Genomic DNA, 23,333 nt, shown 5'->3' with positions numbered 1-23,333 from the left:
GGGAAAAACCTGTCCGCGCCAGCCTGCGCACCCGATGGCGCGCCGGCTGGGTCGCGGTCACGCGCCTCAGGCCGAGGTGCGTTCGAACTCGCGCATGAAATCGATCAGCGCCGTCACGCCTTCCAGCGGCATCGCGTTGTAGATGCTGGCGCGCATGCCGCCCACGGTCTTGTGGCCCTTGAGCTGCACCAGGCCGTTGGCGCGTGCCTGCGCCAGGAAGGCCTCGTTGCGCGATTCGTCGCCGAGGAAGAACGGCACGTTCATGCGCGAACGGCAGTTCGGATCGATCTCGTTGCGATAGAAGCCGCTCTGGTCCAGGAAGTCGTACAGCGCGGTAGCCTTCGCGATATTGCGCTGCTCGATCGCGGGCACGCCGCCCTGGCGCTTGAGCCATTTGAAGACCAGGCCGGCGATGTAGATGGCGTAGGTCGGCGGCGTGTTGTACATCGAGTTGTGCTCTGCCACCTGGCGCCAGTTGAATGCCGACGGGCACAGCGGATGCGCGTGGCCCAGCAGGTCCTCGCGCACGATCACGATGGTGACGCCGGCCGGGCCGATATTCTTCTGCGCGCCGCCGTAGACCACCTGCACGCGCGACCAGTCGATCGGGCGCGACAGGATATGGCTCGAGGCATCGGCCACCACCACGCGCTTGCCCTTGACCTGGCCGATATCGGGAATGTCCTGGAACTCCACGCCAACGATGGTCTCGTTGGTGCACAGGTGCACGTAGGCGGCGTCATCCGACAGCTTCCAGTCGGCAACAGCGGGAATTCGGTGGAATTTTTCCGCTTCATTGGACGCGGCGATATTGACCGCGCCGTAGCGGCGCGCTTCCTGCTCGGTCTTGATCGACCAGGTGCCGGTGACGACGAAGTCGGCCTTGGGCTGCTCGGCATTGCGCAGGCGCATCAGGTTCAGCGGCACGATGCCGTTTTCGCCGATGGCTCCACCCTGCAGGAACAGCACGCGGAAATTGTCGGGGATATGCAGCAGTTCGCGCAGGTCGGCGATGGCCTCGTTGTGGATGCCCTCGAACTCGCGGCTGCGATGGCTCATCTCCATCACCGAAACCCCGGTCCCGCGCCATGACAGCATTTCCTCGGCAGCCTGTTGCAGCACTTCGGCCGGCAGCATGGCCGGGCCCGGGGAGAAGTTGTAGACGCGTTCGGCCAATGCACGCTGCATCATGCCGGCAATTGCGGGATTCTGGGGATCGTTCATGAGACGGGAATGGAAAAATGGCTGCCGGTGTTACCCAAGCAGCCATTATCCCTCAAACCCGCGCCCGGTTGGGCGCCCGGGGCCTGCCCCGGTGCCGCGCCAGCCCGCGCGAGGCGGCCGGAACAGCGCCTTGCCTCAGTCGGAACCGGCAGCGAAGATCACTTCGACGCGGCGGTGATTTCCTTCTCGGCGGCGTCGCGCATCGACTTGCCAACCTGCGGGCCGTACTTCTGCATCATCGAACCCCAGATTTCCTGGGTTGCCTTGCCTTGGTTGGCCATGAACTTCTGGCCGGTCGGCGACTTCAGGAACGTGGTCAGGTCCTTCAGCTCCTGCGTGGAGTAGTACTTGCCGAAGGCGTCGTAGTGGGCCTGGATGGCATCCTTGCGGAAACCATCGGTGTTGAATGCCGTGCCGGCGCCGTCAACCATGCGCTGGACCGCGCCGTTCTTCTTCAGCTTTTCAACCGCGGCCTGCTTCTGCTTGTCGCTCAGGGTCTTGTTCTCGACCAGGACCTGCTCCAGCACCAGCGGGGCTTCCTGCTTGGCGCCTTGCTGCCAGTTTTCTGCCTGGCCCTTGACGGCCTGGTCAGCCTGCATGACGGAAAGCAGTTCCTTGATGGCTGCCGTCTTTTCCGCGTCCTGTGCATGGGCATGCTGCGCCACCATGAAGGTCGGAACGAAAGCGGCCAGAACAGCGATACGTCGATAGGTTTTGAGCATTGTGACTCCCTGGTAAATACGTCCGTTTTAGTCCGGACAGCCGCAAGGCGAGTTCCGGCTGGCGTCCTGTTGTTGCAACAATTTACGTTTTAACGCGCGATGGGGCCAATTGGTTACGAATTGGCGTCGGCATCGGCGTTGCCGCCCGCCTCTTCAGTCTCTTCCGGACCGGCGCCATTATCGGCGTCGCTTTCGACGATGCGCTGCAGGCCGGACAACTTGGTGCCCTCGTCGACGTTGATCAGCGTGACGCCCTGCGTGGCGCGGCCCATTTCACGGATTTCACCGACACGGGTACGGATCAGCACCCCGCCCGTGGTGATCAGCATGATTTCGTCCTCCGGCGACACCAGCGCCGCCGCCACCACACGGCCGTTGCGCTCGCTGGTCTGGATCGCGATCATCCCCTTGGTGCCGCGGCCGTGTCGAGTGTACTCGGCGATCGGCGTGCGCTTGCCGTAGCCGTTCTCGGTCGCGGTCAGCACGCTGCCGCGCACGCCCGCCTCCGCTTCCTCTGCGGTTTCCGCGGGCGCCACCAGCATGGCGATCACCGCCTGGCCATCTTCCAGGTTCATGCCGCGCACGCCACGTGCCTGGCGGCCCATCGGGCGAACGTCGTTCTCGTCGAAACGCACCGCCTTGCCGGCATCGGAGAACAACATCACGTCGTGCTGGCCGTCGGTCACGGCAGCACCGATCAGGTAGTCGCCCTCATCCAGGTCGACCGCGATGATGCCGGCCTTGCGCGGGTTGGAGAACTCGGTCAGCGCGGTCTTCTTGACCGTGCCGCGGGCGGTGGTCATGAAGATAAAGTGCTCGGCGTCGAACTGGCGCACCGGCAGGATCACGTTGATCTTTTCGCCGTCCGACAGCGGGAACATGTTGACGATCGGGCGGCCGCGCGAGTTGCGCGAGCCCTGCGGCACCTCATAGACCTTCAGCCAGTACAGCCGGCCGCGGTTCGAGAAGCACAGGATGTAGTCGTGGGTGTTGGCCACGAACAGGGTGTCGATCCAGTCGTCTTCCTTGGTTGCCGCCGCCTGCTTGCCGCGCCCGCCGCGCTTCTGCGCGCGGTACTCGGAGATCGGCTGGCTCTTCATATAGCCGCTGTGCGACAGGGTGACCACCATGTCCTGCGGCGTGATCAGGTCTTCCGTGTCCAGCTCGGTCGCGTTCAGCTCGATTTGCGAACGACGCTCATCGCCGAATTCAGCGCGGATCGCGGTGATTTCGTCGGTGATGATTGCAGTAATACGCTCCGGCCGCGCCAGGATATCCAGCAGATCGGCGATTACCGCCATGATGTCGCGGTATTCCTGGACGATCTTGTCCTGCTCCAGCCCAGTGAGGCGCTGCAGGCGCATTTGCAGGATTTCCTGGGCCTGGCTGTCGGACAGCTTGTAGAGGCCGTCGGCCTGCATGCCGAAGACCGCCGGCAAGCCGTCCGGGCGATACGAGGCGCGGCCGCCCGGGGTCTCGCTTTCCGCCCGTGCCAGCATCTCGCGAACCAGCCCCGAATCCCAGGCCTTGGACATCAGCTCCTGCTTGGCGATCGGCGGCGTCGGTGCAGCCTTGATGATGGCGATGAACTCGTCGATGTTCGCCAGCGCCACGGCCAGGCCTTCCAGCACATGGCCGCGCTCGCGCGCCTTGCGCAGTTCGAACACGGTGCGGCGAGTGACGACCTCGCGGCGGTGCGCGAGGAAGTACTCCAGCATCTGCTTCAGGTTCAGCAGGCGCGGCTGGCGGTCGACCAGCGCCACCATGTTCATGCCGAAGGTGTCCTGCAGCTGGGTGTTCTTGTACAGATTGTTGAGGACGACCTCCGGCACCTCGTTGCGCTTGAGCTCGATCACCACGCGCATGCCGGACTTGTCCGACTCGTCGCGGATATCCGAGATGCCCTCGATCTTCTTTTCCGTGACCAGCTCGGCGATGCGCTCCAGCAGGGTGCGCTTGTTCACTTGGTAGGGCAGCTCGTCGACGATGATCGCCTGGCGCTGGCCCCGGTCGATGTCTTCGAAGTGCGTCTTGGCACGCATGACCACGCGGCCGCGGCCGGTGCGATAGCCTTCGCGCACCCCCTGGATGCCGTAGATAATGCCGGCAGTCGGAAAATCCGGTGCCGGAATCAATTCAATCAGTTCATCCACCGTCGCTTGCGGATTGCGCAGCAGATGCAGGCAGCCGTCGACGATTTCATTCAGGTTATGCGGCGGGATATTGGTGGCCATGCCCACTGCAATACCCGAGGAACCGTTGATTAGCAGATTGGGAATACGGGCCGGGAGAATGGAAGGCTCTTTTTCAGAGCCGTCATAGTTGCTGTCAAAATCGACGGTTTCCTTGTCGATATCGTGCAGCATCTCGTGGGCGATTTTCGACAGGCGGATTTCGGTATAACGCATGGCCGCGGCGTTATCGCCATCGACCGAGCCGAAATTGCCCTGCCCGTCCACCAGCATGTAACGCAGGGAGAAGTCCTGCGCCATGCGGACAATGGTGTCGTATACAGCAGTATCGCCGTGAGGATGGTACTTACCGATCACATCCCCGACGATACGGGCCGACTTCTTGTACGGACGGTTCCAGTCGTTGTTGAGCTCGTGCATCGCATACAGCACGCGCCGGTGCACCGGTTTCAGGCCGTCCCGCACATCGGGAAGCGCCCGCCCCACGATTACGCTCATGGCGTAGTCGAGATAAGAGCGGCGCATTTCCTCTTCGAGGGAGACCGGAAGGGTTTCTTTTGCGAATGGATCCATTGCGGCGTGGTTTATGCGGCAGGTTTAAGCGAATGACAGGCCCTTTTGCACGTGGCGCCGGCAGGCGCCTGACGGCTGGGCAACGTGCCATTCTAACATGCCGGCACCCCCGGCTTACCGCGCCGGAACCGCCCCGCCGGAGCCCGCCGGCGGCCTCCCCCAAATCCCGGAAACCCTGATGCCACAAGGCTTTGCGGGCGGCACAAGACCCATGTTGCACAAACACCACAGGCCCAAAACCCATGGGGCGAATCGAATATATTTACTTCTTAGGAAACGACCCTTGTGGCACAATTCCCCAGCGAAGAGCCAGACATTGTTCGAAGTGGAGCATCCGCCACATCGAGAATGTTATACTCCGAAGAATGTATGACTTGTTTTCGTCCATTTGCTCGCAGTAACCCTGCGGTGATCTCATCCTGAGAGGAGAAATATGAAAAAATTTGCCAAGCTCGCGCTCGTTGCAGCTACCGCAGTAATGGCTGCATCCGCTCAAGCCCAGTCCGTCCCCTACGAAAAGAAGGCCGTGAACGATAACTGGGGCAACGGTACGAGCGAGTACGTGTGGAAGAATGGCACGAACGAGCTCTGCTGGCGCGACAGCTCCTGGACTCCGGCCACCGCCAACGCCCTGTGCGACGGCGCCCTGGCTCCCGCAGCACCGGCACCGGCACCGGCTCCGGTGGCTCCGCCGGTCGTGTCGAGCGAGAAGGTCACTTTCGCTGCTGACACCCTGTTCGACTTCGACAAGGCTGTGCTGAAGCCGGAAGGCAAGGCCAAGCTGGACGACCTGGTCTCGAAGCTGCAAGGCATCACCCTGGAAGTCATCATCGCCGTTGGCCACACCGACTCGTTCGGCTCGGACAAGTACAACGATCGCCTGTCGATCCGCCGCGCTGAATCGGTCAAGGCATACCTGGTGAGCAAGGGCGTTGAAGCCAACCGCGTCTACACCGAAGGCAAGGGCAAGCGCCAGCTGAAGGTCGATCCGAAGTCGTGCAAGGGCAACCGCACCGCTCAGATCGCCTGCCAGCAGCCGAACCGCCGCGTGGAAGTCGAAGTGGTCGGCACCCGCAGCGCACGTTAATCGGATCCTTTCCGATCAAGAAAGCCCAGCGGCAAGCTGGGCTTTTTTTTTGATACAGTTGCCCACACACCTCCTCCGCCGGCGTGGGCAGTTGCCGCCGGCCCGCATACGATGACGTTGCCCTCCCAGACCCTGTCCGCCCATCCCGATCCGCTGCGCCGGAACGCCGACCCCAAGGAAATCGACAAGTTCAGCGAACTGGCCCACCGCTGGTGGGATCCCGAGAGCGAGTTCAAGCCACTGCACGAACTCAATCCGCTGCGCCTGGGCTGGATCGACGGGCTCGCCGGCCTGGCCGGCAAGCGCGTAGTGGACGTGGGTTGCGGCGGCGGCATCCTGTCCGAGAGCATGGCGCGCCTTGGTGCGACCGTGCGCGGCATCGATCTCTCCAGCAAGGCGCTGAAGGTTGCGGACCTGCACAGCCTGGAGTCCGGCGTTGCCGTGACCTATGAAGAAATCGCGGCAGAAGCGCTGGCCGCGCGCGAGCCCGCCAGTGTGGATGTGGTGACCTGCATGGAGATGCTGGAACACGTGCCGGACCCGGCCTCCATCGTGCGGGCCTGCGCGACGCTGGTGAAGCCGGGCGGCCAAGTCTTCTTCTCGACCATCAACCGCAACCTGAAGGCATACCTGCTGGCCATCGTGGGTGCGGAGTACGTGTTGAACATGCTGCCGCGTGGCACGCACGACTACGACAAGTTCATCACGCCATCCGAGCTGGCGCGCTTTGCGCGCAATGCCGGGCTGGACCTGATCGAGATGCGCGGCATGACCTACAACCCGCTGTCGCAGGTCTATGCGCTGGGCCGCGACACGGATGTGAATTACATGATGGCGTTCCGCCGGGTGGCGGCATGAGCGGGGGCATCGCAGGCGTCTTCTTTGACCTGGACGGCACGCTGGCGGACACGGCCCCCGACCTGGCCGCCGCCGCCAACCGGCTCGTGATCGAGCGCGGCCGCCAGCCGGTGGCATATGAGAAGCTGCGCCCCGTGGCCTCGCATGGCGCGCGCGGCCTGCTCGGCGCGGCTTTCGGCCTGGTGCCGGACGACGCCGAGTTTCCGGCGCTGCGGGATATCTTTCTCGACTACTACGAAGCCGACATCGCCGTCCACACGCGCCTGTTCGACGGCATGCCGCAGGTCCTGTCGGCGCTGGAAGCGGCCGGCATCCCCTGGGGCATCGTCACCAACAAGATCGCGCGCTTCACGGTGCCGCTGGTCGCCGCCATCGGGCTGGCGCCGCGCGCCAGTGCCGTGGTCAGCGGCGACACCACGGCCCACGCCAAGCCCCATCCTGCCCCGCTGCTGCACGCCGCGGCGAGCGCGGGCGTCGATCCGCGCCGCTGCGTATACGTCGGCGACGACCTGCGCGACATCCAGGCGGGCAAGGCCGCCGGCATGATGACGGTTACAGCCGCCTACGGCTACTGCGGCGACGGCGAGCCGCCGGAGGCCTGGGGCGCCGACCACCTGGTGCGCCATCCGGCCGAACTGATCCCCCTGCTGGTGCCAGGGGCCGGCAGCTAGCGATGTGGCGGCCGGCGCACAGCTGGCCGGCGTGGAACTCACCGAGACACTTTCCGTCCAACCGGGTACAATCCAGCTTCTTCTCACTGGGGCCGACCTGGTTTCGACGTGGGTTACAAAGCAGTGGAGGGCATACCGAGGACCCGTCACCTCGTTAATCAATGGGAATGCAATAACTGCTAACGACGAACGTTACGCACTGGCAGCCTAAGGGCCGCCGTCCTCGCACTGGCTCGCTGACGGGCTAGGGTCGCAAGACCAGCGAGGTCATTTACGTCAGATAAGCTCCGGAAGTGTCACGGGTCCGGGGACGAAAACCTAGTGACTCGCCGTCGTAGAGCGTGTTCGTCCGCGATGCGCCGGTTAAATCAAATGACAGAACTAAGTATGTAGAACTCTCTGTGGAGGGCTTGCGGACGCGGGTTCGATTCCCGCCGGCTCCACCAGTCAAACACTTCGGAGGCGTCCATCTCCGAAGCCCGGGAAACCCGTGATGACCAGCGTCCTCACGGGTTTTTTGTTTCCTGCTGCAGTCCTAGACATTTCCCCCGGCATGCTCGGAAAAATCAGACGCGGGCGGCAAGACATGGCTCATAGAATCGTCGCACCGACCATCCTGTTTGCCTGTCATGCGCCAATTGCTCTGTATGCTCGCCTGCCTGTCGTTGCTGATCGTTTCCGCCGGCCCCGCCCGCGCCTGCACCGGAACCGGTGTCACCTCGACGATGAGCTTCCCCGCAAGCCTCGAGATTCCCAAGGACCTGCCGGTCGGCACAATCATCTATGACACCGGTTGGGTCGGCACCAACTCTGCCTACATCCAATGCACCCCATACGAGCCGTGGAGCTATGGATATGCAGCGCCGATGACACCAACCGGAATCGCTGGCGTGTATGAAACGGGCGTCCCAGGCGTCGGCATCAAGATTGCTTGGTCCAATGCGATTGCCGATAGGCCGGGCGATATCAACCAGGCCATGATCCAGAACTGGCCGCGCGCGCAGTTCACCTTGCCCTACCTCAACGGCGTCTACCTGCCGCCCGCGCTCTATCGCGCGCAATTCATCAAGACGGGCGCGACCAGCCCCGGCGTCATCTCATTCCAGAACCCGACCGCGACAGCCGTGTACGGCGGCGTCATCGCAGTCTCGACGTTCTTCACCAGCACGCAGATCAACGTGAAAACCGCCAGCTGCCGCGTGACCAACAGCAATATCGTCGTCAAGCTACCGACCACCAGCGCGCAGAGCCTCGCCACGGTCGGTTCGACGCAGGGCGCCACGGCGTTCACGATCCCTCTGGTATGCGATGCGAACATCAACCTCCACTACAGCATCGACGGGCCGGCCGATCCTGCCAATGCTCCCGGCGTGCTCGCGAACGGAAGCGGGAGCGGAATGGCGACTGGCGTGGGCGTGCAGATACTGCAAGGCGGATCACCGGTCACCCTCGGCGCGGTAATGGACGCCGGCATCAAGACAAGCAGCGATAACCAGTCGATAAGCATTCCGATGGTCGCGCGGTACTACAAGACAAGCCAGGTGGTATCGAGCGGACTGGTCAATGCCGTCGCGACGTTCTCGATGACCTACCAGTAGGGTCCGCCGAAGCCGGGAAAGGCGAGCGCCAAACATTCGTGATGGCATGACGTTGCCTCGCGTATGCAGGGGATTACAATACCCAGCCGTAGCCCTTGATGCCTTTCCGCCTTCCGCATGTCCGACTATCCCCGCTTTACCATCAACCGCGCCATGGTCGCGCTGGTTCCGGAACAGCCGTTCCTGGACTGGATCCAGGCGGTTGACCCGCAGCCGGTTGCCGGCCTCACGCTGGAACAGGTGCGCGAGGACCAGAGCGTCTTCCTGCTGCCCGAAGAACTCGCGGATACGCATGCCAATGCAGTCCACTGGGTCGAGAAGCGCTGGCAGGAATACTTCGAATTCATGCTGGGCGAGTGGTTCGACGACTCGGTATGGCCCGAGACCCTGACACTCGACATGTTCCGGGAGTGGTTCAGCATCCGCTACCACTCCATGGTCTTCGACATGGCGCCGGATGCGCCATTGCTGCACGATGACTGGGACGAGGACGACGATTCGTCCGAGATGCTGCACTAGGCCGATCAGCCCGGGCGTGCCGGGCCGGCGTGGCGCTCTTACAGGAACCGGTCCAGCAGCTTGCGGCTGTGCTTGTCCAGCGCCATCAGGTCACGGATCAGGTAATGGATGCCATGGCTGTCCGACACCATCAGCGTGTTGCCGGACAGCCGGCGGATCGCCTCTTCCCCGCGCAGCACGAGCGACGTGCGGCCGCGATCGGTCTGCACGGTCCATACGCTCGGCGTGGCAAACGTCGAAACCTCGACGATGCGCTCGATCTCCGGCATGAACTCGCGCGATGCGAGCTCTTCTTCGATCATGCTGCGCTCGGCCGCAGGCAAGGCCTCAAGCCGCGGGATCCATACCACCTCATGTCCGTCGGCGCTCATCATGCCGATGCCGCCCTGCGGTGCGGAGATCGGGAAGGCCCGCACCGGCACCACCCCCTCGTAGACCGTGCCGTCGTCATGGATCAGCGTCAGGCGGCCGAACGGATTACGCGACAGCGTGAAGGTCGCTGTAGCTGCGGCATCGATGTCCGCCAACTTGATGTCAGTGGGCATTGGCCACCTCCGGCAGTTCGGTCACGGCTTCGCGCTCGTCGTCATCCTCGGTATCAACGTTGCGCGCCTGCGCCTGATAGAGCTTGTAGTACGCGCCCTCGCGCAGCAACAGCTCATCGTGGCTGCCGACTTCGACGATCTTGCCGCGGTCCATCACCACCAGCCGGTCGGCCTTGCGCAGCGTCGACAGGCGGTGCGCGATGGCGATGGTGGTGCGGCCTTGCACCAGGTTGTCGAGCGCCTTCTGGATTTCCTTCTCGGTCTGCGTGTCCACCGATGACGTCGCCTCGTCCATGATCAGGATGCGCGGGTTGATCAGCAGCGCACGCGCGATCGAGATGCGCTGGCGCTCGCCGCCCGACAGGGCCTGGCCGCGCTCTCCTACCAGCGAGTCATAGCCGTGCGGCAGGCGCAGGATGAACTCGTGCGCATGCGCGGCGCGCGCGGCGGCGATGATCTGCTCGCGCGTGGCATCGGGCTTGCCATAGGCGATGTTGTCGGCGATGGTGCCGAAGAACAGGAACGGCTCCTGCAGCACCAGGCCGATATGGCGACGGTACTCGGACACCGGCAGCGAGCGGATGTCGACGCCGTCGACACGGATCGCGCCTTCGGAAACATCGTAGAAGCGGCAGATCAGGTTGACCAGCGTGCTCTTGCCCGAGCCACTGTGCCCGACCAGCCCGATCATCTCGCCCGGCGCGATCGACAGGTCCAGCCCGCGGATCACCGCCCGGTTGCCATAGCGGAAGCCGAGGTCGCGCATGTCGATGGCGCCTTCGACCTTGTCGAGCTTCGCCGGACGCACCGGCTCGGGCACGCTCGAGACATGGTCGAGGATGTCGAAGATCCGCTTGGCCCCCGCCGCGGCCTTCTGCGTCACGGAAACGATGCGGCTCATCGAATCGAGGCGCGTATAGAAGCGGCTGATATAGGTCAGGAAGGCTACCAGCACGCCTACCGTGATGGCGCTGTGCGAGACCTGCCAGATGCCGAACACCCACACGATCAGCAGCCCGATCTCGGTCAGCAGCGTCACGGTCGGCGTGAACAGCGACCATACCGCGTTGACGCGGTCGTTGATGGCGAGGTTATGCTTGTTGGCCTCGCGGAAGCGCGTCACTTCGCGCTTTTCCTGCGCAAAGGCCTTGACCACGCGGATGCCGGGGATGGTATCGGCCAGCACGTTGGTGATCTCCGACCAGATACGGTCGATCTTCTCGAAGCCATGCCGCAGGCGGTCGCGCACCAGATGGATCATCCAGGCGATGAACGGCAGCGGCACCAGCGTTACCAGCGCCAGCCAGGGGTTGATCGAGACCAGGATCACCGCGGTCATCACGATCATCAGCACGTCGGTGGCAAAGTCCAGCAGGTGCAGCGACAGGAACACGCAGATGCGGTCGCTTTCCGAGCCGATGCGGGCCATCAGGTCGCCGGTGCGCTTGCCGCCGAAGTATTCCAGCGACAGCTTAAGCAGGTGTTCGTAGGTCGTTATGCGCAGATCTGCGCCGATGCGCTCGGATACGCGCGCCAGCAGATAGGTGCGCGCCCACCCCAGGCTCCATGCCACCAGCGCGGCGCCAAGCAGGCCACCCAGGTACATGCGCACGAGATCGTAGTCGATCGGCACCCCGTTCTGGTACGGAATCAGCACCTTGTCCATCAGCGGCATGGTCAGGTACGGCGGTACCAGCGTGGCCCCGGTGGACAGCAGCGTCAGCACAAATCCGGCCAGCAGCTGCCAGCGGTAGGGTCGGGCAAAGCGCCACAGGCGCAGCAGCGCCCAGGTCGACGGCGGCGTTTCCAGCTCCCGGTTGCACTGCGGGCACTCCTCTTCATCCGGCGGCAGCGGCGCCTTGCAGGTCGGACACACCACATCGCCTGACTTGCCTGCGTCGGCCGCGGAGGCTGCGTCGCGCCGCGTCTCGAACTGGTCGGCCAGCCGCAATGCGGCAGGATTGTAACCAAGCGTATATCGCCAGCTGGCCAGTCGCCCCCCCGGGCCAGACAGCTCGAGGGTGCCGACCCCCGCATGATCGGTATGGGAAAGCCGCAGTTCGGCGGAGATCTTCCATTCCCGCACATTTTTCTCACCGGGCGCGCGGGCCACGATGCGCTGGTCCGTCACAGCCAGCCACCCTTGAGTAAAATGCAGCCTCGCGTCGAGGTCCAGCACCAGTCCGGCCAGGACGTTCTCGCCGGAACGGAGCCACGTTCCGGAATCGGCACGCCACGGCTCGTCGGCAGCGGGGGTGTTGGGAGCAGGCAGGGAGGACTGGGTCATGGGTGGCGCGCCGTGCAGCGTCCGGGGGGAATGGACATAACTTGAAACAAATTTAGGCCGGGCGCGCACTGGCTGCCCGCGAATTCGCCCGCAGTATACATAACGGCGCTAATAACAGCGAACCGCGGGTCACCCTGATGCACTGCACAAATACTTTTAATCGAAGATAGTCAACCTGAACGCAGCTGTAACGTTATTGAAAGGTTAGGCTTCCATTTCTCGGGCGTTCCGCCCATTGCCTCAAGCAAATTCAATGAAAAAGAAGGACATTGAGATTTTCGATGTCATGTCGCTGCGCGGCCCGAATATGTGGACATATCGGCCCGTGCTGGAGGCGTGGGTCGATATCGGGGAACTGGAGGACTTTCCCTCCAACACGATTCCAGGGTTCTACGAGCGCCTGTCGGCATGGCTGCCCTCGCTGATCGAGCATCGCTGCAGTATCGGCGAGCGCGGCGGCTTCCTGCAGCGCCTGAAGGAAGGCACCTGGCCCGGCCATATCCTGGAACACGTGACGCTTGAGCTGCAGAACCTGGCGGGCATGCCCGGCGGCTTCGGCAAGGCACGCGAGACCCCGGTGCGCGGCGTCTACAAGGTGATCGTCCGTGCCTGGCACGAGGAAGTCACCCGCGCCGCCCTGTTCAGCGCGCGCGACCTGGTCATGGCCGCGATCGAGGACCGTCCTTTCGACGTCCCCGCCGCCGTGGATCACCTGCGCCGCCTGGTCGACGAGCACTGCCTCGGCCCCAGCACCGCGTGCATCGTCGATGCCGCCGACGACCGGGACATCCCCGCCATCCGCCTGTCGGACGGCAACCTGGTCCAGTTGGGCTATGGCGCGCGCCAGCGCCGCATCTGGACGGCCGAGACCGACCGGACCAGCGCCATCGGCGAAAGCATCTCGCGCGACAAGGATCTCACCAAGAGCCTGCTGGAGTCGTGCGGCGTGCCGGTGCCGGAAGGCCGCATGGTCGACTCGCCGCAAGATGCCTGGGATGCCGCCGAAGACATCGGCGTGCCGGTGGTGGTGAAGCCCTATGACGGCAACCACGGCCGCGGCGTCTTTACCAACCTGGTCACCCGCGAGGAAGTCGAGACCGCCTACGCCGTGGCACTGGACGAAGGCAGCGGCGTCATCGTCGAGCGCTTCATCCCCGGCAACGAACACCGCCTGCTGGTGGTGGGCGGCCGCATGGTTGCCGCCGCGATGGGCGAGACCGCCTGCGTGGTCGGCGACGGCAAGTCCACCATCGACGAACTGATCGAGCTGCAGATCAATTCCGATCCGCGCCGGGGCAGCACCGAAGACCATCCGCTGAACCGCGTGCGCCTGGATTCCGCCGCGCGGCTGGAGCTGAAGCGCCAGGGCATGGATGGCAGCTCGGTGCCGGCGGAGGGCCGCACCGTGCTGATCCAGCGCAACGGCAACGTCGCCTTCGACGTGACCGACCGCGTCCACCCGAGCGTGGCCGCGCATGCATCGCTGGCCGCGCGCGTGGTTGGACTGGACATCGCCGGCGTGGATCTGGTGGCCGAGGACATCTCGCGCCCGCTGGCCGAACAGCGCGGCGCCATCGTCGAGGTCAACGCCGGTCCGGGCCTGCTGATGCACATCAAGCCGGCCGAAGGCACGCCGCGTCCGGTTGGTCGCGCCATCGTCAACCACCTGTTCCCCGAGTCCGGGCAGGACGACTGCGGCCGCATCCCGGTGGTCGGCGTGACGGGCACCAACGGCAAGACCGTGGTGGCGCGCCTGGTCGCGCGCCTGCTGCAGCTCTCGGGCAAGCATACCGGCCTGGCCTGCAGCGACGGCCTGTTCCTGGACCGCCGCCTGGTGCAGGGCGGCGACCGCGCCAACTGGGACGCCGGCCACCGCATCCTGATGAACCGCGCGGTCGAGGCCGCCGTGTTCGAGAACGACAGCGGCAGCATCCTGTCCGAAGGACTGGTCTATGACCGCTGCCAGGTCGGCGTGGTCACCAACTTCGACCAGCCCGACCACCTCGGCGACTACTACGTCGAGGACGAGGACCGCATGTACAGCGTGCTGCGCACGCAGGTCGACGTGGTGCTCAAGGACGGCGCCGCCGTGCTGAACGCGCGCGACGAGCGCCTGGTCGAGATGGCCGGGCTGTGCGACGGCGACGTGATCTTCTTCGGCCTGACGCCCGAGCTGCCCGCGATCATGTCGCACCGCGCCGCAGGCAGGCGCGCGGTGTATGTGCGCGAAGGCAAGATCGTGCTGGCCACCGGCAGCAAGGAAACGCCGCTGGTCGACGTGGCCGCGGTGCCGCTGACCTACGCCGGCCGCGTGGCATTCCAGGTCGAGAACGTGCTGGCGGCCGTGGCCGCGGGCTGGGCGCTGGGCATCTCCAACGACCTGATCCGCGCCGGCGTGGTGACGTTCGACGTCGGCCAGGTCGACGTGCCGGGCCGCTTCACGCTGTTCGAGCGCAACGGCGCCACCGTGGTCGTCGACGACGCCCACAACGCGCCCGCGCTGGAAGCACTGGCGACCGCGCTGGAGCGCTTCCCGTCCGAACGCCGCATGGTGGTCTACGGCGCCGGCGTGCAACGCCGCGATGAAGACCTGGTATGCCAGGGCAAGGTGCTGGGCCAGCATTTCGACCGGGTCTTCCTGTGCGAAGACCGCAGCGTCAAGCGCGGCCTGCCCGATGCCGAGGCGCGCGCGCTGCTCAAGCAAGGGCTGTACGAAGGCCGCCGCGTCACCAAGATCATCGACGAAGGCGCACGTGCCGATGCCATCGAAACCGCGCTCGGCCAGCTGGTGCCGGGCGACCTGCTGGTGCTGCAGTGCGACGAGGCCGCCACCGCGGCCACCGTCGACCTGGTGCACCACTGGATGGGCCAGCCTGCGCGCCGCGCCTGACGCGGCGCCTGAACACAGCGCATAGAAGACACGGAACCGTTCCATGGAAGTCTCCCGTATCCGGGCCCTGCGGGGCCCGAACCTGTGGTGCCGCCACACCGCCATTGAAGCCATCGTGGCATGCCAGGACACCGCCGACATGCTGTCGGACCTGCCCGGCTTTGAAGACCGGCTGCGCGCCCGTTTTCCCGAGGTCGGCCCGTTGCACCCGGACGAGGAAGCCGGCGAGATGTCGCTGGCCCACGTGCTGGAAATGACGGCGCTGCGCCTGCAGGCCGCGGCCGGCTGCCCGGTCACTTTCAGCCGCACCGCGCAGACGGTGGAGCCCGGCACCTACCAGGTGATCGTGCAGTACAGCGAGGAAGAGGTCGGCCGGCTGGCATTCGAGCTGGCCCAGACCCTGTGCCTGGCCGCGCGCGACGACACGCCGTTCGACCTGGCCGATGCGCTGCACCGCCTGCGCGAGCTGGACGAGGACGTGCGCCTGGGGCCCAGCACCGGCTCGATCGTGTACGCCGGCGTGGCGCGCGGCATCCCCTACCGGCGCCTGACGCAGGGCTCGATGGTGCAGTTCGGCTGGGGCAGCAAGCAGCGCCGCATCCAGGCCGCCGAGACCGACCGCACCAGCGCCGTGGCCGAATCGATCGCGCAGGACAAGGAACTGACCAAGAGCCTGCTGCACGCTGCCGGCGTGCCGGTGCCGCTGGGCCGCTCGGTGCGCAGCGCCGAGCAAGCCTGGGCCGCCGCGCAGGAGATCGACGCCCCGGTGGTGGTCAAGCCGCGCGACGGCAACCAAGGCAAGGGGGTGGCGGTGCGCATCCGCACCCGCGAGGAAGTGATGACGGCCTACGAGGTCGCCTCGGACATCAGCTCCGACGTGATCGTCGAGCGCTACATCCCGGGCCATGACTTCCGCCTGCTGGTGGTCGGCAAGCAGCTGGTGGCGGCCGCGCGCCGCGACCCGCCGCAGGTGACCGGCGACGGCGTGCACACCGTGCGCGCGCTGGTCGAGGAAGTGAACCGCGATCCGCGCCGCGGCGAGGGCCATGCCACCTCGCTGACCAAGATCCGTTTCGACGATATCGCGCTGGCGGTGCTGGCCAAGCAGGGCCTGACCGCCGATTCGGTGCCGGCCAAGGGCACGCGCGTGGTGCTGCGCAACAACGCCAACCTGTCCACCGGCGGCAGCGCCACCGACGTGACCGACGACGTCCACCCGGACATCGCCGCGCGCGCCGTGGCCGCGGCGCAGATGGTGGGCCTGGACATCGCCGGCGTCGACGCGGTGTGCGAGACCATGCTCAAGCCATTCGAGGAACAGGCCGGCGGCATCGTCGAAGTCAACGCCGCGCCGGGCCTGCGCATGCACCTGCAGCCGTCGTACGGCAAGGGCCGCGCGGTGGGCGAGGCAATCATCTCGACCATGTTCTCCGATGGCGACGATGGCCGCATCCCGGTGGTGGCCGTCTCCGGTACCAACGGCAAGACCACGACCGTGCGCCTGATCACCCATATCATGGCCGCGAGCGGCCTGCGCATGGGCATGACCGGCACCGACGGCGTCTACATCCAGGGCGAGCGCATCGACACCGGCGACTGCAGCGGCCCGCGCAGCGCGCGCAACGTGCTGCTGCACCCCGATGTCGACGCGGCCGTTTTTGAAACCGCGCGCGGCGGCCTGCTGCGCGAGGGCCTGGCCTTCGACCGTTGCGACGTGGCCGTGGTGACCAACGTCGGCGAAGGCGACCACCTGGGCCTGTCGTACATCAATTCGGTGGAAGACCTGGCGGTGCTCAAGAGCGTGATCGTGCAGAACGTCGCGCCGCACGGCACGGCCGTGCTCAACGCCGCCGACCCGATGGTGGTGCGCATGGCCGACGCCTGCCCCGGCAGCGTGACCTTCTTCGCGCATGATCCGAACCAGCCGGCAATGGCCACGCATCGTGCGCAAGGCAAGCGCGTGGTCTTTGTCGACGGCGCCGAGATCGTGGCGTCGGAGGGCGATACCGAGGTGCGCATCGCGCTGGCGGAGATCCCGCTGACGCGCAACGGCACCATCGGCTTCCAGGTCGAGAACGCGATGTCGTCGATCGCTGCCGCGTGGGCGCTGGGCATCGACTGGGCCATCATCCGCCGCGGCCTGGCTGCCTTCGTCAATGACGCCGCGACGGCGCCCGGCCGCTTCAACGTGTTCGACTACCAGGGCGCCATGCTGATCGCCGACTACGGCCACAACCCGGACGCGATCCAGGCCTTGTGCAACGCGGTCGAGACCATGCCGGCCGGCCGCCGCGTGGTCGTGATCAGCGGTGCCGGCGACCGCCGCGACGAGGACATCCGTCGTCAGACGCAGATCCTGGGCGGCGTGTTCGACGAAGTGGTGCTGTACCAGGACCAGTGCCAGCGCGGGCGTGCCGACGGCGAAGTGCTGGCGCTGCTGCGCGAAGGCCTGCAAGGCGCGCAGCGCACCAGCCAGGTCGAGGAAATCCGCGGCGAATTCCTGGCCATCGACACCGCGTTGTCGCATTTGAAGCCGGGCGACCTGTGCCTGGTGCTGGTGGACCAGGTGGAAGAGGCGCTGGGGCATATCGCCGGGCGGATCGCGCAGGGGTAAGGTTTGCTCCCCTCTCCCGCTCGCGGGAGAGGGGCCGGGGGTGAGGGCCGGCGGGTCAAAAGCTGATGCCCGTGGGTTAAAACCGTAGGCCCCGCTTGATGTGGTACCTAGTTGGACCACCCCTCACCCCAGCCCTCTCCCCATGAGAGGAGAACACCTTGCTTAGGCAAGCTCGGGCGGCCTGGGAGCACCCGAAACCGCCCTCCTCTTTCTTGCCCGTGGGGGTCAGTGCCTGCCTGGCAGCGACAGCCTGCGCTCCAGCATATGCTGCAGCCCGGACAACCCCGTGCTCAGCACCCAGTAGATCGCCGCCACCGCCAGGTACAGCGGCAACGGCTGGTATGTCGCCGCGATGACCTCCTGCGCGGTGCGCAGCAGTTCGGTCACGGTGATCACCGACACCAGCGACGTATCCTTGATCAGGCTGATCAGGCTGTTCGACAGGCTCGGCACCGCCAGCCGCAGCGCCTGCGGGCCCACCACGTAGCGCAGCGCCTGCGCCGGCGTCAGTCCCAGGCTGTACGCCGCCAGCCATTGGCCGCGCGCCACGCCCAGGATCGCGCCGCGCATGCTTTCCGACAGGTACGCCCCCACATTCAGGCTCAGCGTCAGCACGCCGGCCGGCGTGGGCTCCAGCGCAATGCCGACGCCCGGCAGCCCGTAGTACACGACAAAGATCTGCACCAGCAGCGGCGTGCCGCGCATGATGCTGACATAGGTGCGCGCCACCGCCTTGAGCGCGCGGCTGTGGCTGATGCCCATCAGCGCGACCACGCTGCCAAGCACCAGCCCGAACAGCATCGACCACAGCGCGAACTTGATGGTCAGCAGCGTGCCCTGCAGCAGCACGGGCAGGGAATCGATGACGAGCTGGAGAGCGGGCATGAGCGTGGCGGCGAGAAAAAAATCGACAACAAGGGGCACAAAACAAAGCGGCGCGGCAGCCCTGCAGGCCGCCGCGCCGCGACATGATACCGCCCGGCTTGCTTGACTGGCTTACTTGACTGGCTTACTTGATTGGCTTGCCGGCGGGCTTGGTCACGTCAGCGCCGAACCACTTCACCGACAGCTTGCCGAGCGTGCCGTCCTTGCGCAGGTCATCCAGCGCATGGTTGACCGCCTGCGCGAACTTGGGGTTGTCCTTGCGGAACGGGATCGCCACCTGCGTGGTGGCACCCGGCACCACCGCGCCCGGCCGCAGCGGCAGGTTGGCGGTCTTGACCAGGTAGGCAACCATCAGCCGGTCGTTCAGCGCGGCATCGACGCGCTGCGCCGCCAGGTCGCGCAGGTACTCGGGCGCGCCGGGATAGGTCTTGACGTCGATACCCACCACCGACTTCGCCAGTTCGTTGTAATTGCTGCCCAGGCTGACGCCGAGCTTGTGGCCCTTCAGGTCTTCCAGCGACTTGAACTGGCGCTTGTCGTCCTTGCGCTGGATCAGTTGCGCATCCGAGTAGACGTAGGGCGTGGAAAAGTCCAGCACCTGCTGGCGCTGCGGCGTGACGTTGACCTGGTTGACGATCACGTCGAACTTGCCCGCCTGCAGGCCGGCAATGATGCCGCTCCATTCGGTGGTGACGAACTCGGGCTTGACCCCCAGCTTGCCCGCCACCGCGCGCGCGACGTCGACGTCAAACCCTTCCAGCTCGTTCCTGGCGCCGCGGAAGCCGAACGGCGGGTACGTGCCCTCCAGGCCGATCTTGAGCACGCCGGCTTGCTTGACGGTATCGAGCAGGTCGGCGGCATGGGCCGCGGTGGCCGCCAGCCCGGCCCCGGCCATCAGCGAGGCCGCCAGCAGCGACTTGAACCAGCCAGTACGAATCGATCGCATATGTTCTCCAGTGGATGCGGATAAGCAGTAAGTGGGCAGGCAACGCCGGCTGTTCTCTCGTGGAGGGCTGCCGGCCGGTTGTGCTGCTATGAGCCTATATCGGGCTCTACACTACCGCAAACGCTATCGATGGCGAAATAACGATTCATTATGGCTATATAACCGCCGGGGCGATGCATACGCCACGGCGGCACCGCCCTGCCCGCTTACTGATAGGCCTTGTCGTTGGGCGCCGCGAACAGTGCCTTCATGTCAGCCGACAGCGGGTAGTTCATGTTGATGTTGCGCGGCGGGATCGGCGCCATGAACCACTTGTTGTAGAGCTTCTCCGCGCGGCCGCTGGTCTGCAGGTCGGCGATCACGCCGTCGGCCAGCTTCTTGAACGAAGCATCGTCCTTGCGGAACATGCAGGCATAGTTCTCGGTCTGCAGCGGCGCGCCGACCACCACCCAGTCGCCGGCGCTCTTGGCCTTGGTGCGCTCGCCATACAGCAGCGGCTCGTCCATGACGAAGGCCGCGGCGCGGCCGCTCTCCAGGATCAGGAAGGACTGGCCATGGTCCTTGGTGCTGATCAGGTTCATGTTCATCGTCTTCTCGCCGTTCATCTTGACCAGCAGGCGCTCGCCGGTGGTGCCGGCGGTGGTGACCACGTTGCGGTCCTTCAGGTCGGCGAACTCCTTCACGCCCGAGTCCCTCTTCGTCAGCATCTTGATGCCGTAGACGAACAGGCTGTTGGAGAACGCCACCTGCTTCTGGCGCTCCAGGTTATTGGTGGTGCTGCCGCATTCGATGTCGATGGTGCCGTTCTGCACCAGCGGGATGCGGTTCTGCGAGGTGATCGGCGTCAGCCGCACCTGCAGGTTCGGCATCTTCAGCTCGCTCTTCACCTTGTCGACGATCTGCAGCAGGATCTCGTGCGAGTAGCCCATCACCTCCTTGCCATCGGTGTACGAGAACGGGATCGACGATTCGCGGTAGCCCAGCGAGATCACGCCGCTGTCCTTGATCTTCTTCAGCGTGTCGCCATCGGCGGCCTGGGCCATGCCGGCGGCCAGCAGCAGTGCAGCGGCCGCGAGCGTGCGGCGGGTGGCAGGACGGATGGCAGAACGGGTGTGCAGTGGTTTCATGTCGCGCTCCTTGTAGTGGGGCTTGGTCATTGAGGCTCGTTTTCTCGAGGTAATGCGAACTCACGGGTACTGCGGGAACCATTGCTGCATGCCGCTGCGCTACGCGCGCGCGGCATCGAAATCCGCGGCGTCGAGGGCCGGGCGACGCCCCGCCAGCCGGTCTGCCAGCAGGCCGGCGCTGCCCATTGCCAGCGTGAAGCCCAGCGCGCCGTGGCCGAGGTTCAGCCACAAGCCCGACACGCGCGATGGCCCGATCAGCGGCAGCCCGTCCGGCGTGGCCGGCCGCAGGCCCGCCCACGGCTGCAGCTGCGCCAGCGGCAGGTCCGGCACGATGCCGTCAAACAAGGCGCGCGTCTGCGCCACCAGCGTGCCGACCCGCTCCGGGTCGATGCGGGTGCCGCCGCGCACCAGGTCGGCCATGCCCGCCACCCGCAGTGTATTGCCGATCCGCGCGTAGACGATCTTGTTGGCGAAATCCGTCACGCTGACATGCGGTGCGCGCGCGCCGCTGGCCAGCGGCACGGTAATGCTATAGCCCTTGAGCGGCCACAGCATCGGCCGCACGCCCAGCGGGCGCAGCAACGGCACACTGCCGATGCCGCCCGCGACCACGACCACGTCGGCCGGCACCTCGCCGGCATCGGTGCGCACGCCGGTCACGCGCCCGCCCTGCTGCACCAGTCCCTGCACCACGGTGCCGAAGCGCAGCGACACGCCAGTGCGGCGGCTGCCGGGTTGCAGCAACCGTGCCAGCGACACGCAGAAGCGATGGCAGTCGCCCACCTCCTCGCTCGGCGTGTAGATGGCGCCGGCGATCTCGTCGCGGATGCCGGCCAGCGCAGGCTCCAGCGCGACGCAGGCATCGCGGTCCAGCGCCTGCTGTTCGCAGCCCAGGCTGGCCTGGTAATCCAGCAGCCGGCAGGCCGAGGCGAACGCCGCTTCGTCGCGGTGCACCACCAGCTTGCCGCGCCGTGCAAAATCGAAACCGAAGCCGCTGTCCTCGTGCTCGTGCTGCGCCACGAACGCCTGCAGCTGGTCGCGCGAATAGAAGCCCAGGCGCAGCAGCTTGCGCGTGGTGGCCTCGCTGGTGCCGGCATTGCAGGCGCTCATGAAGGCCGCCAGCCAGCGCCATTGCGCGGGATCGGCCACCGGGCGGAAGCGCATCGGCGAATCGCGCCGCAGCAACCAGCCCGGCACCTTGCCCATCACGCCCGGCCCCGCCAGCGGCGCCACGTAGCTGTAGCTCAGCTGCCCGCCATTGGCAAAGCTGGTTTCCTCGCCCGGACCCTGGTGCCGTTCCAGCACCGTCACCTGATGCCCGTCCTGGGCCAGGCGCCACGCCGTCGTCATGCCGACCACCCCGGCGCCCACGATCACTACCCGCATTGACTTCCTTGTTGCATCAACAGACCGATGCCAGAGGGTAGAACAGCGGGGCCGGCTTGCCCAATGCGAATACGTGCCAGAATATGTCTTCAGGCTATGGATGGCCTGTACCCCGCAATTTCCCGCACTCCCGCTTAAACCCATGCGCCTGCGCCAGATCGAAGTCTTTCGCGCCGTAATGCTCACCGGCACCGTCAGCGAAGCCGCGCGCCTGCTGCACGTGTCCCAGCCCGTGGTCACGCGCGTGCTGCAGCATGCCGAGGCCTCGCTCGGCTTCCGCCTGTTCGAGCGCGTGCGCGGGCGGCTGCAGCCGACGCCTGAGGCCAACGCCTTGTATGGCGATGTCGAAAGGCTATACGGCGAGATCGAGCGGGTGCGGCGCGTCTCGGAAAGCCTGCGCCACAAGGGCGCCGGACGCCTGCGCGTGGCGGCCACGCCGAGCCTGGCCAACCCGCTGCTGGTGCCGGCGGTGCGGCGCTTCTGCGCGCGCCACCCCGACACCCAGGTGCAGGTGCTGACCCACCATACCGACGAGATCGTCGGCGCGCTGCTGGCCAACCAGATCGACCTGGGTTTCGCCTTCTCGCCGCCGCGCCACGAGGCCATTTCGAGCGAACCGGTCGCCAGCGGCCGCATGTTGCTGGCGGTGCCGCGCAGCCAGCCGCTGCCCGCCGCGGGGCGCCGCCGCCAGGTGCCGATGCAGCGGCTGATGGAGCGCCCCTTCATCGGCTATGACGACAACAGCTCGCTCGGCCTGCTGGTGCGCCAGACGCTGGCGCGGCACGCGCTGGAGCCGCGCTCGACGCTGGAGGTGCAGACGTATTCGCTGGCGCTGGCGCTGGTCGATGCCGGACTCGGCCTGACGCTGCTGGACCAGTACACCGCGCTCAGCGCCAATCCCGGCCATGTGGCGCTGCATGACGTGGCGCCGGAACTGCCGTTCGAGATCCAGATGCTGCGCGCCAGCCACCGCGCCGGCTCCAGCCTGGCCGACGACCTGCGCGTGCAGTTCGCGCAGGCCGCCCAGGAACTGGCGGCCACGCTGCCACAGCGGCTGGAAGCGCCGGTGGTGAGCCTGGACGGCGCGCTGCCGGGCGGCGCCAGGGCACGCACGGCGATGCCGGAATGACGGCCGCGCCGGCGGCGATTTGACAGCTTATTTGACAGCGTCACAGGCGGTGCACCATCATCAGGTCGCCTGCACTCGCT

At 65.9% G+C, this 23,333-nt stretch carries 17 protein-coding genes and 1 other RNA gene; 9 read left to right on the top strand and 9 right to left on the bottom strand.

The window, feature by feature from the left end; all coding sequences use genetic code 11:
* Nucleotides 1-66 precede the first annotated feature (66 nt).
* The 3 genes from serC to gyrA all read right to left on the bottom strand — a co-directional run bounded on the left by serC (nucleotide 67) and on the right by gyrA (nucleotide 4,711).
* On the bottom strand, nucleotides 67-1,224 hold the full coding sequence (gene serC, locus JTE92_RS16005; RefSeq protein WP_063237071.1) for a 3-phosphoserine/phosphohydroxythreonine transaminase: 1,158 nt from the start codon (nucleotides 1,222-1,224) through the stop codon (nucleotides 67-69).
* 158 nt (nucleotides 1,225-1,382) lie between these two features.
* The gene (locus JTE92_RS16000; RefSeq protein WP_029045717.1) at nucleotides 1,383-1,946 is read right to left on the bottom strand and encodes a DUF2059 domain-containing protein; all 564 of its coding nucleotides are present in this window, start codon (nucleotides 1,944-1,946) and stop codon (nucleotides 1,383-1,385) included.
* Between the two features lie 113 nt (nucleotides 1,947-2,059).
* Nucleotides 2,060-4,711 (bottom strand): DNA gyrase subunit A, encoded by a 2,652-nt coding sequence (gyrA, locus tag JTE92_RS15995; protein ID WP_063237070.1) that lies wholly within the window; start codon nucleotides 4,709-4,711, stop codon nucleotides 2,060-2,062.
* A gap of 433 nt (nucleotides 4,712-5,144) precedes the next feature.
* On the opposite strand from gyrA, the gene ompA reads away from it, so the two are divergent.
* From ompA to JTE92_RS15965, 6 genes are all read left to right on the top strand, one after another.
* Nucleotides 5,145-5,798, top strand: a complete 654-nt coding sequence (ompA, locus tag JTE92_RS15990; protein WP_063237069.1) for an outer membrane protein OmpA — start codon at nucleotides 5,145-5,147, stop codon at nucleotides 5,796-5,798.
* A 111-nt stretch (nucleotides 5,799-5,909) separates the two neighbouring features.
* On the top strand, nucleotides 5,910-6,656 hold the full coding sequence (gene ubiG, locus JTE92_RS15985) for a bifunctional 2-polyprenyl-6-hydroxyphenol methylase/3-demethylubiquinol 3-O-methyltransferase UbiG (protein WP_063237068.1): 747 nt from the start codon (nucleotides 5,910-5,912) through the stop codon (nucleotides 6,654-6,656).
* Entirely contained in the window at nucleotides 6,653-7,327 is a 675-nt protein-coding gene (gene gph / locus JTE92_RS15980; protein WP_063237067.1) for a phosphoglycolate phosphatase, read from the top strand. Before ubiG ends, gph begins: the two co-directional genes overlap by 4 nt.
* Nucleotides 7,328-7,415: 88 nt before the next feature.
* Nucleotides 7,416-7,773, top strand: a transfer-messenger RNA (tmRNA) gene (gene ssrA, locus JTE92_RS15975).
* Nucleotides 7,774-7,956: 183 nt separating this feature from the next.
* On the top strand, nucleotides 7,957-8,925 hold the full coding sequence (locus JTE92_RS15970; RefSeq protein WP_084254435.1) for a fimbrial protein: 969 nt from the start codon (nucleotides 7,957-7,959) through the stop codon (nucleotides 8,923-8,925).
* A gap of 117 nt (nucleotides 8,926-9,042) precedes the next feature.
* Entirely contained in the window at nucleotides 9,043-9,444 is a 402-nt protein-coding gene (locus JTE92_RS15965) for a hypothetical protein (RefSeq protein ID WP_063237065.1), read from the top strand.
* Between the two features lie 38 nt (nucleotides 9,445-9,482).
* Here the strand turns inward: JTE92_RS15965 and JTE92_RS15960 are convergent, their stop codons facing one another.
* Together JTE92_RS15960 and JTE92_RS15955 are read right to left on the bottom strand one after the other, a co-directional pair.
* Nucleotides 9,483-9,989: a cyanophycin metabolism-associated DUF1854 family protein gene (locus tag JTE92_RS15960; RefSeq protein WP_063237064.1), complete on the bottom strand. Its 507-nt coding sequence runs from the start codon at nucleotides 9,987-9,989 to the stop codon at nucleotides 9,483-9,485.
* A complete protein-coding gene (locus JTE92_RS15955; RefSeq protein WP_063237063.1) occupies nucleotides 9,979-12,276 on the bottom strand; it encodes a cyanophycin metabolism-associated ABC transporter in 2,298 nt (765 codons plus the stop codon). Before JTE92_RS15955 ends, JTE92_RS15960 begins: the two co-directional genes overlap by 11 nt.
* A 253-nt stretch (nucleotides 12,277-12,529) precedes the next feature.
* On the opposite strand from JTE92_RS15955, the gene cphA (JTE92_RS15950) reads away from it, so the two are divergent.
* Together cphA (JTE92_RS15950) and cphA (JTE92_RS15945) are read left to right on the top strand one after the other, a co-directional pair.
* The gene (cphA, locus tag JTE92_RS15950; protein ID WP_063237062.1) at nucleotides 12,530-15,166 is read left to right on the top strand and encodes a cyanophycin synthetase; all 2,637 of its coding nucleotides are present in this window, start codon (nucleotides 12,530-12,532) and stop codon (nucleotides 15,164-15,166) included.
* Nucleotides 15,167-15,209: 43 nt separating this feature from the next.
* Nucleotides 15,210-17,780, top strand: a complete 2,571-nt coding sequence (gene cphA, locus JTE92_RS15945) for a cyanophycin synthetase (RefSeq protein WP_063237061.1) — start codon at nucleotides 15,210-15,212, stop codon at nucleotides 17,778-17,780.
* Between the two features lie 225 nt (nucleotides 17,781-18,005).
* Here cphA (JTE92_RS15945) and JTE92_RS15940 read toward each other — a convergent pair whose 3' ends face one another.
* The 4 genes from JTE92_RS15940 to JTE92_RS15925 all read right to left on the bottom strand — a co-directional run bounded on the left by JTE92_RS15940 (nucleotide 18,006) and on the right by JTE92_RS15925 (nucleotide 22,124).
* Nucleotides 18,006-18,665 carry an amino acid ABC transporter permease gene (locus tag JTE92_RS15940; protein WP_063237060.1) on the bottom strand — a complete coding sequence of 220 codons (660 nt, stop codon included), beginning with the start codon at nucleotides 18,663-18,665 and terminating at the stop codon, nucleotides 18,006-18,008.
* 124 nt (nucleotides 18,666-18,789) lie between these two features.
* Nucleotides 18,790-19,611, bottom strand: coding sequence for a transporter substrate-binding domain-containing protein (locus tag JTE92_RS15935; RefSeq protein ID WP_063237059.1), 822 nt, complete (start codon nucleotides 19,609-19,611; stop codon nucleotides 18,790-18,792).
* Between the two features lie 206 nt (nucleotides 19,612-19,817).
* Nucleotides 19,818-20,738, bottom strand: a complete 921-nt coding sequence (locus JTE92_RS15930) for a glutamate/aspartate ABC transporter substrate-binding protein (protein WP_063237187.1) — start codon at nucleotides 20,736-20,738, stop codon at nucleotides 19,818-19,820.
* 99 nt (nucleotides 20,739-20,837) lie between these two features.
* The gene (locus JTE92_RS15925; protein WP_063237058.1) at nucleotides 20,838-22,124 is read right to left on the bottom strand and encodes a D-amino acid dehydrogenase; all 1,287 of its coding nucleotides are present in this window, start codon (nucleotides 22,122-22,124) and stop codon (nucleotides 20,838-20,840) included.
* A 142-nt stretch (nucleotides 22,125-22,266) separates the two neighbouring features.
* Between JTE92_RS15925 and JTE92_RS15920 the strand changes: the two genes are divergently transcribed.
* The gene (locus JTE92_RS15920) at nucleotides 22,267-23,253 is read left to right on the top strand and encodes a LysR family transcriptional regulator (protein ID WP_063237057.1); all 987 of its coding nucleotides are present in this window, start codon (nucleotides 22,267-22,269) and stop codon (nucleotides 23,251-23,253) included.
* Nucleotides 23,254-23,333: the final 80 nt, after the last annotated feature.

The sequence above is a fragment of the Cupriavidus oxalaticus genome (assembly GCF_016894385.1).
GTDB classification, from domain to species: Bacteria; Pseudomonadota; Gammaproteobacteria; order Burkholderiales; family Burkholderiaceae; genus Cupriavidus; species Cupriavidus oxalaticus.
Note: the sequence above shows the minus strand (reverse complement) of the source record. Positions and strands in the feature narration are given on the sequence as shown.